This is a genomic window from Alistipes sp. 56_sp_Nov_56_25 (assembly GCF_001915285.1).
Taxonomy (GTDB): domain Bacteria; phylum Bacteroidota; class Bacteroidia; order Bacteroidales; family Rikenellaceae; genus Alistipes; species Alistipes shahii.
In genome coordinates this window covers 18,477-32,320 of the sequence record NZ_MNQF01000001.1, presented here as the reverse complement: position 1 = coordinate 32,320, position 13,844 = coordinate 18,477, and the positions used below count along the sequence as shown (strand labels likewise).

Genomic DNA, 13,844 nt, shown 5'->3' with positions numbered 1-13,844 from the left:
ATTAACTAACGGTTCGGCAAAACCTTCCGACTGATAAAAGTATCATTACGCCACCAAAGATAAAAAAAGATTCCGTATTTCGCAAAAAAAGGTCCGCAACCCGTGACGGGCCGGACCCTTCCGGACCGAAGTCCGTATCATCATCTAAAACAGAACCTTCGATTCCCTTATTCCGCCTCGGGTTCGTAGCCGTCGGCCTTGGCGCCCCACATCAGGAGGAAGACCAGCATGCCCACGACGGCCATGCCCAGGATGCCGACATAGGCCCAATTCCAGCCGTAGTGCTGGGCCACGAAGCCCAGTCCCACACCCGAAACGAGCGTCGAAGCGTAGCCGAACAGCCCCGTGAGGCCGTTGGCCGTGGCGGCGGCCTTCTTCGTGGCCTGGTTCGCGGCGGCAATGCCGATCAGCGCCTGCGGGCCGTAGATGCAGAACCCTGCGGCGCAGAGCGTCGTGAACAGCAGCCAGATCGGAGCGTCGGCAGGCAGCTGCCAGAACAGGAAGACGAACAGCGCGGCGCCCGCCATGCAGAAGACGCAGGTGCGGTGCGCACGGCCCTTGAGCCACTTGTCCGTCGCCCAGCCGGCGAAGAGCATGCCGAGGATGCCGGCAATCTCGAACATCGCCACGAGCCATCCGGCGTGCGACATCGAGACGCCCTTCGACTGGCTCAACAGCGAAGGCCCCCAGTCGAGCACCGAGAAGCGGACGATGTAGACGAAAAAGTTGGCGAAGCCCAGAATCCAGATCAGCGGATTCTTGAAGACGTATTTCATTAGGAACGCCTTGTGCTCGGCGCCCTTCTTTTCGGTCTTCACCTGCCTGGTCTCGGTTCCTTCCAGTTCGGGAAGCCCCACCGAGGTCGGGGTGTCGCGCAGGAAAACCACCAGCCCGATGGCTCCGGCGAAAGCGATCGCCGACGGAATCCAGAAACACCATTTCCACGCCCCGACATGCGCCGCGGAGGTCATCACGCGCTCCATGCCCGCAGCATCGTCGGGCGAAACGCCCAGGTTGGCGGCGATGGAAGCCACGGCGTCGGGATCGCCCGCCATGTTCGTGCCCAGCGTACCCATGATGTAACCGCAGAGGATCACCACGAGGCCCGCGCCGATCGAGTGCGAGGTATTCCACACCGACATTTTCGTCGCCAGCTCCGTAGGCGGAATCCAGTGGGTCAGCAGACGCGCGCAGGGCGGGAATCCCGTACCCTGCAACAGCCCGTTGACGACCCACATGACGCCCATGAAGAGGATCATCGTGTTGCCGAACTGGTCGCCCGAATGCTCGCCCGTGATCCAGTAGGAGACGTCCTCGCCGAATCCGAACGCGAAGTTGGCCAGCGCACACAGCGCCAGACCGACGGCCATGTACCAGCGGGCGTTCATGCGGTCGGCCAGAATGCCGTTGGCGAAACGCGAAAAGCCGTAGATCAGGCCGTTCAGGGTGAGGAAGATGCCGAGGCTCGTCTTCGAAATGCCGAGATCGGCTTCCAGGCCGGGCATGGCCAGCGAAAAATTCTTGCGCACGAAGTAGAAGAGCGCGTAACCGACCATCGTCGCGATGATCGTACGCATCTGCCAATACTTGAAGCGCTTGGTTTGTTCAGATGTCATTTCGAAATGAAAGTTAGTAGTTTCAGAAGCCAAATATACAACTTTCGGAGCGATATTCTAAATTATTTTCGTGATTTTTCCGTTTTATCGCCCGGAAGCCGCACACGGCTCTATGCGCCCGGGACCGGAGCCGCGGCGGAGCGAGCCGGTTCGCCAGAACCCGGCGCAGGGCTTCCGACCTCCCAGACGCCGCCCTTGCCGAACAGCCGGTCAAGCCACTCCTCCATCCAGCCGCAGCGGAAGGCGGTGTCGATGACCGTATAGCGGCTGCGCATGTAGGGAATCTTCCCGAACGCCTCGCGGAAACGGGTGCGCGAAACGCCGATCTGTTCGGGCTCATAAGGCGCCCCGACGAGTTCCAGGCGGCGGCGCACCTCGTCGAAAGGAATGATCTGCCGGCGGATGCGTTCGCGCAGTTCGGGCCACGCCTTTTTGAGCCGCGTGAGCTGGTCGCGCAGCCCCTCCCTGTCGACATATTTGTCGCGGGTCTCCTTCAGGCCGCGGGCCACGAATTCGGGATCGTCGTTAAAAATGGCCCGGATGTCCCGCTCGGTCTCGTCCCACGATTTCCACGCAGCGACGCACCTCTCGATGTCCAGCTGCTCCACGGGGGCGTCGAGCAGCATTTCGAGAAAGGCCGTCGAGGCCAGCGTGCCGATACCGACCTTGAAGCCGTGCGACACCGAAGCGCCGTTGTATTTCAGGTGCTCCATGTCCCACAGATGGCTGAACTGGTGTTCGGCGCCCGAAGCCGGGCGGCTCGACTGCGTGGCCTGCATGGCGAAACCGCTCAACAGCAGCCCTTCGGCCAGCTGTTCGACCTTCTCCACATTGCCCGCATGCACGCCTGCGGGATCGGACAGAGCCTCTTTCAGCCCGTCCTGCACCAATCCGAAGGCGAAATCGTCCATCGGCTCCGACCCCACGGCGTCGGAAAGCATCCAGTCGGCCCCGGCAGGGATCTTGGCGATCAGGTCGGCGTAGCCCGAAGCCGACATTCTGGCGGGCGCAGCCGCCGAAATCGACGGATCGAGAACCATGCCCAGCGGCGCAGGACAGTCGAAGGTCTGCTTGTTGCCGTCCTTGGTGATCGAGGCTCCGTAGGCCGTGTAACCATCCATCGAAGCCGCCGTGCCGACCACCATGTAACGGCGGCCGTTGTGGTGGGAGCAGAGTTTGGTCAGGTCGTTGATCACGCCCGAACCGACGGCCACGGGAACGGCATCGGTCGCAGCCAGCACACCGTCCAGCTCCTCGACGAACGACCATTCGGCGTAGAGTTTCGGATCGGCGAACACGTGCGGTTCGTCCTGCCCGATCCCCGCATCGGCGAGGATGCGGTGCACCTCGCCGCCGGCGACGCGCCACGTATTGGTGTCGGCGACCACGACGGCGCGGCAGCCGGGAAACAACTCGTTGAACATCTCCGCCGTCCGCGGAAGGGTTCCGACGCCGATCACCAGCGCTTTGGTGTCGGTCGTGCGCTGAAGGGCGCTCTCTACCTTATTCATAGAATATCTGCTTGATTTTACCGTTTCCAATTTTTCACAAACGAAACCCGCAGGAAAACTCCCGGGTTTCCCAAAACAAAGGCAAATATAGATATTATTTTCCTTTCGACAGCCAAAAGCGACGAAAAAATTTTCCTTTCACGATGCATTTTATTTCTTTTCGGATTAATAAAACGAAAAATTGGATAAAAGAAAATAAAAACATACCTTTGGATTTCGAACCGATACAACTTTCACCATGAAACGACTTACCCTACTGCTGGGCGCGCTCCTGCTGACGGCCGCCGCCCTCGCCCAAACCGCCGTGCCGCCTACGGTACGCATCGCACACGGACCCTATGTACTGAATGTCACCGAAGACGGCTTCACGGTCGTCTGGGACGCGAAGGCCGACGCCATCGGCTGGGTCGAACTCGCCCCGATGGACGGATCGCACTTCTACTCGGCCGAACGGCCCAGGTATTACGACTCGCATCTCGGACTTTGTCGCGTCGGACGCATGCACCGGGTGCGGATCGAAGGGCTCCAACCCGGCACGACCTACCGCTACCGCATCATGCAGCGGGGAATCGTCCTGAACGAGGGCAACCGGCGCGTCATCCTCGACGACGGGGACGGCAGCGAAGTGTACCGGCGCAAGCCCTACACCATCAGAACCCTCGACCCTGCACAGGAAAAGGTCGATTTCTGGATGGTCAACGACATCCACGCCCGCGACTCCGTTTTCCAGCTGCTGATCAAGGAGGCCCCCGAAGCCCAGCCGGACTTCGTCTGCCTGAACGGCGACCTGGCCAGCCAGACCGAGACCGAGCAGACGCTCTGGGACGCCTGCCTCGGGTCGGCATCGAAGATACTCACGCCCGCGGGCATCCCCCTCGCCGTGACGCGCGGCAACCACGAGAACCGCGGCGCCTATGCACAGCACTGGCTCGACTATTTCCCCACACCGACCGGCGAAACCTACTACACGTTCCGCCGCGGCCCGGCCTTCTTCATCGTGCTCGACGGCTGTGAAGACAAGCCCGACAACGATCCCCGCTATTACGGCATGGGCGACTGGAACGAATACCGCCGGCAGCAGGCGGAATGGCTGAAAGGCGTCGTCAACAGCGACGAATTCCGGGCGGCCCCCGTGCGCATCGTGCTGATGCACATGATCCCGGGCAAGGAGGACAGCTGGTACGGCGAGCAGCAGATCCGCAGGCTGTTCGTACCCGAACTCGCCGGCAAAGGCATCGACCTGATGCTCTGCGGCCACTACCACCGCTACCACTGGATCGACGACGGCAGCCGCGGGGTCGACTTCCCGATCCTCGTCAACTCGAACAACGACTGCCTCCGCGTGTCGGCCGACGCGAAGGGCATCGACCTGAAGGTGGTCAACACCGCGGGCGCCGTGATCAAACAACACCGCATCGACAAAAAATAATCACGAATTAAATATGTTCCTTTCCCATCTGTTCCGCGCCGGCTGCGCCGCAGCCCTCATGCTCCTACTGCCCGGATGCGGCAGCGACGACAAACCCGAAGCTCCGTTGCCGAAAATCGAAAGCCTGACCTTCGAGCAGACCTCCTACGAAGTCGGCAGCGGCGCGGTAAAACGCCTTAACCTGCTCATCAAACCCGAAGGCGGGGCGGAGAGCGTTTACAACAACCAGCTCAACCCCTACGACATGACGTGGGGCATCGACGATCCCTCGGTCGCCAGCATCACGCAGGGCGGCATGCTGACAGCCCTGAAACGCGGCTCGGCCACCGTGACCGTCGCCACGCCGTATTACACCGCGCCGGTTTCCGCGACGATCGTCGTCGACGGAGGCGTCAGCCCCGAAGAAAACCTGCTGACCGAACAGCTCGCCCGGCCGCTCTCCGCCGCGATTATCTACAGCCGCAACGTCCGGCTGGCACGCAACAGCGTACTCCAGAGTTTCGACATCGACTCCGGCGGCGACATTTTCTACATCCAGATCGCCGGAACCGACGCCCATTCGCTCAACGTGCTGCGCGGCGCTCCCGCCCCCGGCGCGGAGAAAACGCAGCTCGCCGCACCACTGATGACGCTCACCTACTTCGGACACGGAACCAACATGGCCGTCGAGGAAGAGGGCGACGACCGCTGGATCTGGGCCGGAAGCTACGGCTCGAAGGAATCGGGATCGGACGGCTATTCCTTTTCGCAAACCATCGCACGCGTGAAATTCGTCCCGGGAACGGACTGTAAGCCCGAACAATGCACGGAACATTACTTCCTGCCGGGCGTACGCCATATCCACCCGGCTCTCGACCCGGCAAACGACGTGCTCGGCGTCACCTATTCGGGCGGCGGAACCCGGCATTTCGCCTTTTACCGCCTGAGCGACGCCAAAGCCCTCGCTCCGACGACCGAACAACTCGAACAGCGCACCTGGGGCGGCGGCGCAACCGACCCGAACAAAACGCCGGTCACGGAAAGCCCCGCGGTCCAGGTGCGCAACCTCGGCAGGCTCACGCGGCTCGGAGGCTTCAGCCTGACGGAAGGCAGCAACCCCGACCAGATCGGCAAATACGCCTTCCAGGGCTTCGACGTTAAAAACGGCAGGGTCTTCTACTACGAAGGGGAGAACAACCTCGGGAACACATTCCTGCCGTCGAACGCTTACCTCACGGTGTTCGATTTTCAGGGCGGCATCCGCTGCGCCCGGACCCGTGTCGGACTGCTCGACGACCGCAAAGCCCTGCAATCGAACTCGATCTCGCAGGTGGGATCGCTGGAAGCCGAAGGCGTCAAGTGGCACGACGGCAAGCTCTACCTGGGTTTCACGGCCCGCAACGCAAACACCTCGGGCGACGACCGCCTGCAAACCATTTTCCGCTACGATTTACCTTTAAAAGACTGATACGATGGAAAATAAACCCTTTCACAAGTACCGATCCGTCTGGGAAGACGCCGAACTGATGGAACGCCTGTGCCGCATCCGTCACGTGGCGCTCGACATGGACGGCACGATCTACATGGGGATGTCGCTGTTCCCCTACACGCAGGCCTTCCTGCACGGACTCAAGGAACAGGGGATCGGCTACTCGTTCCTGACGAACAACCCGTCGAAAAGCATCGCGGACTACCTCCATAAACTCGACACGCTGGGCATCAGGGCTTCGCGCGACGAGATGTACACCACGGCGCTGGCCACCATCGACTACATCAAGACCCATCACCCTGCGGCCAAGCGGCTGTTCCTGCTCGGCACGCCGTCGATGATCTCGGAATTCGAGGCTGCGGGCTTCGAGTCGTGCGCCGACTCGGCCGACGACGTGCCCGACGTGATCGTGGCGGCGTTCGACATGACGCTCCGCTACGAACGGCTCTGCCGCGCGGCCTGGTGGATCAAACAGGGAGTGCCTTATATCGCCACCAACCCCGACCGGGTGTGCCCCACCGATCAGCCGACCGTATTGGTCGACTGCGGCTCGATCTGCGCCTGCCTCGAACACGCCACGGGACGCCGCCCCGACATCACGCTGGGCAAACCCGATCCGAACATGCTTTCGGGCATCCTCTCGCGCCACGGGTTGCAGCCCTACGAGATCGCCATGGTCGGCGACCGCATCTACACCGACGTCCAGATGGCCCACAACGCCGGGGCGATGGGCGTGCTGGTGCTCTCGGGCGAAACGACGCTCGACGTGGCCGACAAGGCCGACCCGCAGCCCCATATCACGGCCGACAGCATCGAAGTGCTGGGCGAACTGATCCGCGAAGCGAACAGGTAGCGGCAGCCGGAACTCCACGACCGGACGTCCCGCCTCCGATCCGCCGCCCGGAGAGGGGCAAACAGAAACGCCTGATAAGCTACGACAATAGCGCTATCGGGAAATACCGAATCCTTGCGGGTTCGGTATTTGTAGGTAAAGTGAAGTATGAAAAAGAGTAAATATCTTGCTTTCAAGTATTTAATTCTATCTTCTGCATATGTTCCGAGCAATAAAAAAGCAAAATCGAGCAGGTTTGACGGAGAATTTCATTACTTATCCGTTACCTGCCCGAAATGCTCTAATTTGCATTAAGATATTTGTTTTCAGCCCGTTGCATCGAATTTCCGCATAACAAATAACTTGACTTAACGTTTAACCCATCCAACAAGTTCAAGTTATTATGCAACGCAGCACGTTCAAAGTCCTTTTCTACGTAAAAAGGCAGTCGGAAAAACATGGTCAGGTTCCCGTCATGGGCCGTATTACAATCAACGGCACGATGTCGCAGTTCAGCTGCAAACTCACCGTTCGTTCATCTCTTTGGGATGCCAAAGCTAACAAAGCCTCCGGCAAAAGCCTCTAATCGCTGCGCATCAACGAGAAGCTGGAAAATATCAAACCCAATATCGGCAAGCAGTACCAACGGCTCTGCGACCGGGATTCGTATGTCACGGCCGAAAAGGTCCGCAATGCCTTCCTGGGTATGGGTGATGATTGTCGCCTGCTGTTGCAGACCTTCGACGAATACCTCGCAGGCTTTCTCAAACGTGTGGGCAAGGATCGTAGTGTTTCGACCTTCGAGAACTGCAACAATACCCGCCGTTACCTCGCCTCTTTCCTGAAATATGAAATACGAATATAAGGTAGAGAATATGTTCTTCAAGAAACTGAATCGGGATTTTCGTTGCCTATCTTTCCTGTGTTCGAAATATGCTTCCGGGCAGCATTGCCACTCCGGTCAAGAAACTGAAGCTGATGACCTACACGGCGTATAAAAACGGCTGGATTGCCGTCAATCCTTTCGCGGGGTTCTATGTCAAAGCGGAATACTCGGAACGTCGCTACCTCTCGGCATCGGAATTGCAGGCCGTGATGAATGTCAAGCTCCCCAATTACCGAACAAGCATTAACCGGGATGCCTTCGTCTTCTGCGCCTTTACGGGCCTGAGCCACGCGGACGTAGTGAAACTCACCCACGCGGACATCCATACGGACGACAACGGAGAGCGGTGGATTATCGACAGACGCCAGAAGACGGGTACGCAATTCCGTGTCAAACTCCTTCCCGTAGCCGAAATGCTCTACAAGCGTTATAAGGATACATACCGCACCGGGGAAAAGGTTTTTCCGCTTAAAGGCACTTATAAAACGCTGAACATGTCGTTACGTCATGTTGCCAGACATGCCGGTCTGTCGTTCAACCCCACGATGCATTGCGCGCGGCATACCTTCGCCACGACGGTCACGCTTGCGCAGGGCGTACCTCTGGAAACCGTCAGCAAGATGCTGGGACATAAACGGATCACCACGACCCAAATCTATGCTAAAATCACCAATGACAAGATCGGGCAGGATATGGCGGCGTTGAGCGAGAAGTTGAACGGTATCTTCAAGGTCGCACAATAATGACCTGCTATCTTACAGCTAATTCAATTTCCGATCTTGCTTCGTCAATAGCAGGGTAATTTTCGATGTAAGTTTTCCCGCCGGCAGGGAATTAAACGCCGGAGCTGAAAATACGCAAGGCCATGCGAATCTACTAAAGAGTGAGCCTTGCGTATTTTCAGCTCCGGCGTTTTGCTGGTCGCTACCGTCGGAATGGGCGGCCTTCTGCGGCTCCTGACGATCCAGTTCTGATGTTCAGCCACGATCAGCCTGCCCGTTCGACGGGATTTCACCCCGTCCTGCTATCAGACGGACAGCTCCGGGAAATCGCCTGCGAGTACATGGAGCACATGGGTTGCGGCGAACAGCCTATATCGTTTTTAAGCACAAGAACATTTCCAGAAAGCATCTCTATATCATGTCGCTACGGGTCGATGAGCAGAACTGCAAACTCCCGCATGATTTCGAGGCCCGGTGCTCGATGGAGATTTTGCCTGACTTAGAGTGGAAATACGGCCTGCATCCGAGCGTCAAGGGACAGAAGCTGACGGATACCCCCGGACATCGAAAGGTGAACTATAAGGCGGAGAACGTTAAACTACAAATTTCGCCTGTCGTCAGGTCGTGCCTGCGGAGCTACAAATGCTCATCCTATGGAAAGTTTCGCACATGGCGGGTATTCTCTATGGAGCCCTGACCGATGACGGCTATGGTGTCGGAACGCCGTTCAAGTCGAGTCGTATCGGAAAGGATATCGGCTATAAGGCCTTCAAAGTATTACGGGATGTCGAAAGACAAACTGAAAGAACCGGGAGCGCTCGACCAACGGCGACAAACAGTCAAAGATGCCATGAGCCCGCATAACACGCGGGAAGAGTTCCGGCGGCTGCTCAAAACGGAAAACATCGACGCAATCTTCCGCATCAATCCGATTGGCAGAATCTACGGCGTGACGTTTATCGACCACAATGCAGGTATCGTCGCCAACGGATCGGTACTGGGAAAGGAGTTTTCAGCCAATGTCTTCAACGACTTGTATCCGGCACCGAAAGAGGGATGTCAGGTTGCAGAACAGCGATATTCGGAACGAAAACTCGACCCGCAAAGTCATACGACCAATCCCCTGACCGAAGCTGCCGACACCCTATTGGATTTGGCTGATACGAAGGCGTATGAGGAACAGCAAAGGATAATACAGAGGCGAAAAAACGAAAACCGCATCAATAACATATTGTTTATCGTATAAATCCTTGAAATTAAAACAAGTATGTCGGTTTGAAACATATTCGACCGAAGATGTCTGACTTACGCGTTATCCGGTTCATGCCGTATTCTTTTTTTTTGGGGGGGGGGGAAGACGAAGGGGGTCGACGCCCGAACAAGTAATGTAATACTATAGAAAGAAGCAATACCAAGAGCATGCCGAGGAACATGTCGTCATATTCCCGGTATTTCACGAGTAATCCTGCGAAAAATCCTCCCAATGCAATCCCGAAATCGAAAGCCACGAAAAACGTAGAGCTTGCGGCACCTCGTCTTTCGGCAGGCATGACCATGGTCTGCAGGGCAGGCTGCACAGCTCCGAAACTGTATCCCAGCAGTGCTGCCAACAGCAGGTAGCACGGTATGTTGTGCGCGAATACCAGCAGAAGTATCCCGGTGATAATGGCTGCATTTCCTGTGTACACCAGTCGCGCCTCACCGGACTTACCACCACACGCCCCAATAGTATCCGAGTGGCGACCGTGGCTACGGCAATGCCGATGAAATAAATACCTTCGCTGGGCAGACAGTGGAGTATGGCATAGATCGCGACATATACCTCGACTACTCCGTATACCATCATGAAGGAGAGCTGTGTAACAGCGGCCGGTACGGACATCGGTTCGAACAATTCGCCGAGCTTTAACGGCGTGTCGACTGTGGCGATGCCTGCCTAGATGAAATACCCCATCGGGACGAACGCGATTCCTGCCAGTCCGCATATAAGGACGAGGCGACGGCCTTGGGTGTCGACGAGACATCCCACGAAGGGTCTCGACAGGATGGGCGCGATGCTGAACAATGCTGTTGCCAGACCTATGGCCACGATATCTCCGCCCAGAGAGGAGATAAAAAAGGGGAACGTGGACAACAGTGCATGAAAGTTAACGAAAATGAGGAAATTAACCAGACATATCTTGATGAAAGAGCCGATCCATAATTTGGGAAAGTCTTCCGTTCTGTTCATATTGCTATTAACAAAAAAGGGTCCAATCAGGTCCCTAAAAATACAGCTCTGATTAATTAAGATTTCGATCTTTTACACAGAGACAAAATATTCAGAGTGGATTATTTTACGGAGTTTTTCCGTATTAAGGACTATGAAACAGAGCAATTCGGGATACGGACGAGGTGTCTCCTATAGTCCGGTAACTAAAATTGGCCTTATTATGTACGATTTTCGCCCTGTGAGGAATGAGGTCTGCGTATATTTGAAATATCATTTGGAACTTGCCGTATCTGGTATTTTTGAACGTCGAGAGGGTTCCAATGACACCAACCTTAAATTTCAACCTCAAATTATGGAGAAACTGCGACTCTTAACACTTTTATTTTTGACGGTGGTTATCGCGGCCTGTCAAAAAGATCCCACGCAGAATGGATCGTCTGATCCGGATGTGGTCTCATTCCAGGGATCGGCTTCATTCAAGACTGTGGACCCGGCTGAAAAAGGGCTTGATCTGATCTGGAATGCCGATGTAGACCGGATCGGGCTGTTTGCAGCAGACGGCGAGACCGTCGAGCATGCCAATATTTATTATGCGGCCTTTTCATCGGCGGCAAATACGCAGTTCGTCTGTCCTTCGCAGGACCGGCGAATCGTGTGGAGCGCCGGTGCTGCCTCACGCGATTTCTACGCCTATTATCCTTATCGTACGACATACGATGATTTGACGGCTGTTCCGGTGGCGATTGCTGCGAAACAGAAAGGAGCGGCGGGCGCTACGAAGCATCTGAAAAAACTGGTCAATTTATATGCCGTGAGCAAGGGAGTGAAAGATCCTGTCGAAACCGTATCCTTGCCATTCGAAAGCGTTGCTGCGGTCATCGAACTCCGACTTGCCGCCGACCGGACATTATCGGATGTCAAGAACATAACGTTGCGCAGTATCGACGGCGGGATATTGGCTTTCGAAACGGGGTCGCTGAATCTGCGGAACGGGGCGGTAACACCCGGAGAGCAGACGGCAGCCGAGATAAACTATGAAATCGAAGGACAAGCGACGATTTCACGCACGCCGACGAGCTTTTTCCTGGCTGTGAATCCCGTAGAAGCTGGAAAAACGCTGGAAGTGCTGGTCGATTACGGAGAAAAGCATCTGTCGCTGGGATCGGTGACCGTTCCCGAAACCGGAATTCCTGCCGGACGGTTGACCATATTCTCATTGGGTTACGAATTTCCACAGCGCATCGCGGAGGACTTGAGCGCTAACGGTACGGCGAACACTTATCTGATAACCAAACCCGGTACGACCTATAAGTTCCGTGCAACGACCAAGGGCAACGGGGCGCCGCGCACCTACTCGTACTCGGTAGACGGCCATCCGGTAACCAAATCCTACTCCGAGACTGATCTGGCTATCAAGCCTATGGCGGCAAAACTCGTGTGGTACAATTCGCCGAAAACGGCCGACGGCTGGGTACGCGAAAGCCCCGTGACTATCGAATCCGTAGAGTATGACGACTGGGAAGGTAACGTCTACTTCACTACCCCGGCCGAGTTCGTTCCCGGCAATGCCCTGATTGCAGCTTATGATGCCGGCGGCGAAGTCCTTTGGAGCTGGAATATCTGGGCTGTCGAGAATTACGATTGCGACGCCGAAGCGCGACAGGTCGGCCGTTATATGATGATGGACCGTAATCTGGGTGCCATGGCGGGACGCGAGGCGATGAACTCCTCGGATAAACGCGTTGCGGCTTGGGCTTTAGGCAACTATTATCAGTGGGGGCGCAAGGACCCGTTCCCGGCAGCTGCGGAGTACGACGACACGGGATTCGGCAGCGAGATGTACTGGGGACTTCCAACTTATACGCCTATCGAAGAATTGCAACAGGATTATTCCTCCGAGAGTTGGGGCGCCCGGAACATGATGTTCGGCAAGATCGGTGCGAATAACGCCTATGCCGTGGGTGACAAGACCGTCGATGACGCCGTTGCCCTGTCGGTGAAATATCCCTACCGTTGGATGGCCAAAGAGGTCAGCGGTGTTCAGGCCGACAACTGGTACACCCCTTCTTATTCGTGGTTCAATAATACAGGTTCGGCCGAGAATCAGACCGGATGGTTCTGGTTGTGGGGAAGCGAATACGTTGGCGACAATCTGAAGAGCATTTACGACCCGTGTCCCGCGGGCTGGAAAGTGGCGCCGCCCGAAGCCCTCGATTTCGCCCTCGGCAGCGTTGCGGAACTCGATGAAAAACCGTTCGGGCGTTACTCTCGTGCATACGATCTCTATTTCCCCTATACCGGACAGCGGCAGTCGGCCTTCAACGGCAGCCATATCCGTTCGCTCACCAACAAGATGCTCGTGCTGACCAGTTCCAGTGCCAGCGGCAACTATTACCCGGTCCAGGGTAGTCTGGGCGGATATTCGTCCTACAACTCATATACGGGAGCCGGCTACCAGCTGCGCTGCGTTCGCGAGCAGACGACGGCAATGCCCAAAGGGCGTCTGGAGGGTCCGCGAGCCGTACTGATCGGCAACTCCATTACGGAAGTATGGCAGGGACGTACCGACAACAAGACCTTCTTTTCCGACAACGACTACCTGCCCAAGGGCATCAGCGGTCAGACCTCGCTCCAGATCAGCGCGCGTTTTTATAACGACGTAATTGTCAACGATCCGGCGTGCGTGGTCATCGCCTGCGGGGTCAACGACCTGGCTGAGAACGACGGCCAGCCCTGCTCGATCGAACGAGTTTTCGCAGACATCCGGCTGATGGCCGAAACAGGCGCTGCAAGAGGTTTCAAGGTAGTCATTGGCTCGACGCCCCCGGCCAACCGGATCTGGTGGCAGAGCGAGGAGTGGAATGCCGCTCATGCCGATCTTGGACAGCGTGTTGTCGAGTTAAACAGGCTGCTGAAACAGTATGCCGAAGAGAGGGGCTTCGTTTATGCCGACTACCATTCTGCGCTCAAAGACGATCAGAACGGACTGAAACTCGAATACTCCTGGACACCGGACGACCGTGTGCATCCCAGTGCGGCAGGTTATGCCGTAATGGAGAAAATCCTTAAGAAAGCCGTCGACAAAGCACTCTTCGATCCAAATGCAACTGACGGCGACGGACAAATTGATGACCTCGACAAATGGGAAGGCTGGGAGTAACCTTAAAA

General features: G+C 56.6%; 9 protein-coding genes and 1 pseudogene. 6 read left to right on the top strand and 4 right to left on the bottom strand.

Translation table 11 applies throughout. The features are described from left to right. Window positions 1-167: 167 nt before the first annotated feature. On the bottom strand, window positions 168-1,616 hold the full coding sequence (locus tag BHV64_RS00090; RefSeq protein ID WP_044054598.1) for an MFS transporter: 1,449 nt from the start codon (window positions 1,614-1,616) through the stop codon (window positions 168-170). A gap of 110 nt (window positions 1,617-1,726) precedes the next feature. After that, window positions 1,727-3,127, bottom strand: coding sequence for a sn-glycerol-1-phosphate dehydrogenase (locus tag BHV64_RS00085; protein WP_015547986.1), 1,401 nt, complete (start codon window positions 3,125-3,127; stop codon window positions 1,727-1,729). 238 nt (window positions 3,128-3,365) lie between these two features. Here BHV64_RS00085 and BHV64_RS00080 point away from each other — a divergent pair, with 238 nt between their 5' ends. The 5 genes and pseudogenes from BHV64_RS00080 (at window position 3,366) to BHV64_RS00060 (ending at window position 9,710) form a co-directional block, all read left to right on the top strand. Continuing rightward, window positions 3,366-4,556: an FN3 domain-containing metallophosphoesterase family protein gene (locus BHV64_RS00080; RefSeq protein WP_217727238.1), complete on the top strand. Its 1,191-nt coding sequence runs from the start codon at window positions 3,366-3,368 to the stop codon at window positions 4,554-4,556. A 13-nt stretch (window positions 4,557-4,569) separates the two neighbouring features. Next, on the top strand, window positions 4,570-6,003 hold the full coding sequence (locus BHV64_RS00075) for an Ig-like domain-containing protein (RefSeq protein ID WP_217727232.1): 1,434 nt from the start codon (window positions 4,570-4,572) through the stop codon (window positions 6,001-6,003). Between the two features lie 4 nt (window positions 6,004-6,007). Beyond that, on the top strand, window positions 6,008-6,877 hold the full coding sequence (locus tag BHV64_RS00070) for an HAD-IIA family hydrolase (RefSeq protein ID WP_217727230.1): 870 nt from the start codon (window positions 6,008-6,010) through the stop codon (window positions 6,875-6,877). 382 nt (window positions 6,878-7,259) lie between these two features. Further along, a pseudogene (locus BHV64_RS00065) lies at window positions 7,260-8,485 on the top strand (tyrosine-type recombinase/integrase). 763 nt (window positions 8,486-9,248) lie between these two features. Then, entirely contained in the window at window positions 9,249-9,710 is a 462-nt protein-coding gene (locus BHV64_RS00060) for a hypothetical protein (RefSeq protein ID WP_288115425.1), read from the top strand. Window positions 9,711-9,720: 10 nt separating this feature from the next. Here BHV64_RS00060 and BHV64_RS13230 read toward each other — a convergent pair whose 3' ends face one another. After that, entirely contained in the window at window positions 9,721-10,449 is a 729-nt protein-coding gene (locus BHV64_RS13230; protein ID WP_353744037.1) for an MFS transporter, read from the bottom strand. Next, a complete protein-coding gene (locus tag BHV64_RS13225) occupies window positions 10,401-10,694 on the bottom strand; it encodes an MFS transporter (RefSeq protein WP_353744036.1) in 294 nt (97 codons plus the stop codon). The genes BHV64_RS13230 and BHV64_RS13225 overlap by 49 nt, the downstream gene beginning before the upstream one ends. Window positions 10,695-11,160: 466 nt before the next feature. Here BHV64_RS13225 and BHV64_RS00055 point away from each other — a divergent pair, with 466 nt between their 5' ends. Then, window positions 11,161-13,836, top strand: coding sequence for a GDSL-type esterase/lipase family protein (locus BHV64_RS00055; protein WP_288115424.1), 2,676 nt, complete (start codon window positions 11,161-11,163; stop codon window positions 13,834-13,836). Window positions 13,837-13,844: the final 8 nt, after the last annotated feature.

What these genes read in the sequence shown, in the direction of transcription:
- BHV64_RS00060 (WP_288115425.1), top strand. Translation starts at nt 9,249, where the DNA reads ATGTCGAAAGACAAACTGAAAGAACCGGGAGCGCTCGACCAACGGCGA.
- BHV64_RS00075 (WP_217727232.1), top strand. Translation starts at nt 4,570, where the DNA reads ATGTTCCTTTCCCATCTGTTCCGCGCCGGCTGCGCCGCAGCCCTCATG.
- BHV64_RS13230 (WP_353744037.1), bottom strand. Translation starts at nt 10,449, where the DNA reads ATGCGGACTGGCAGGAATCGCGTTCGTCCCGATGGGGTATTTCATCTA.
- BHV64_RS00085 (WP_015547986.1), bottom strand. Translation starts at nt 3,127, where the DNA reads ATGAATAAGGTAGAGAGCGCCCTTCAGCGCACGACCGACACCAAAGCG.
- BHV64_RS00080 (WP_217727238.1), top strand. Translation starts at nt 3,366, where the DNA reads ATGAAACGACTTACCCTACTGCTGGGCGCGCTCCTGCTGACGGCCGCC.
- BHV64_RS00070 (WP_217727230.1), top strand. Translation starts at nt 6,008, where the DNA reads ATGGAAAATAAACCCTTTCACAAGTACCGATCCGTCTGGGAAGACGCC.
- BHV64_RS00090 (WP_044054598.1), bottom strand. Translation starts at nt 1,616, where the DNA reads ATGACATCTGAACAAACCAAGCGCTTCAAGTATTGGCAGATGCGTACG.
- BHV64_RS13225 (WP_353744036.1), bottom strand. Translation starts at nt 10,694, where the DNA reads ATGAACAGAACGGAAGACTTTCCCAAATTATGGATCGGCTCTTTCATC.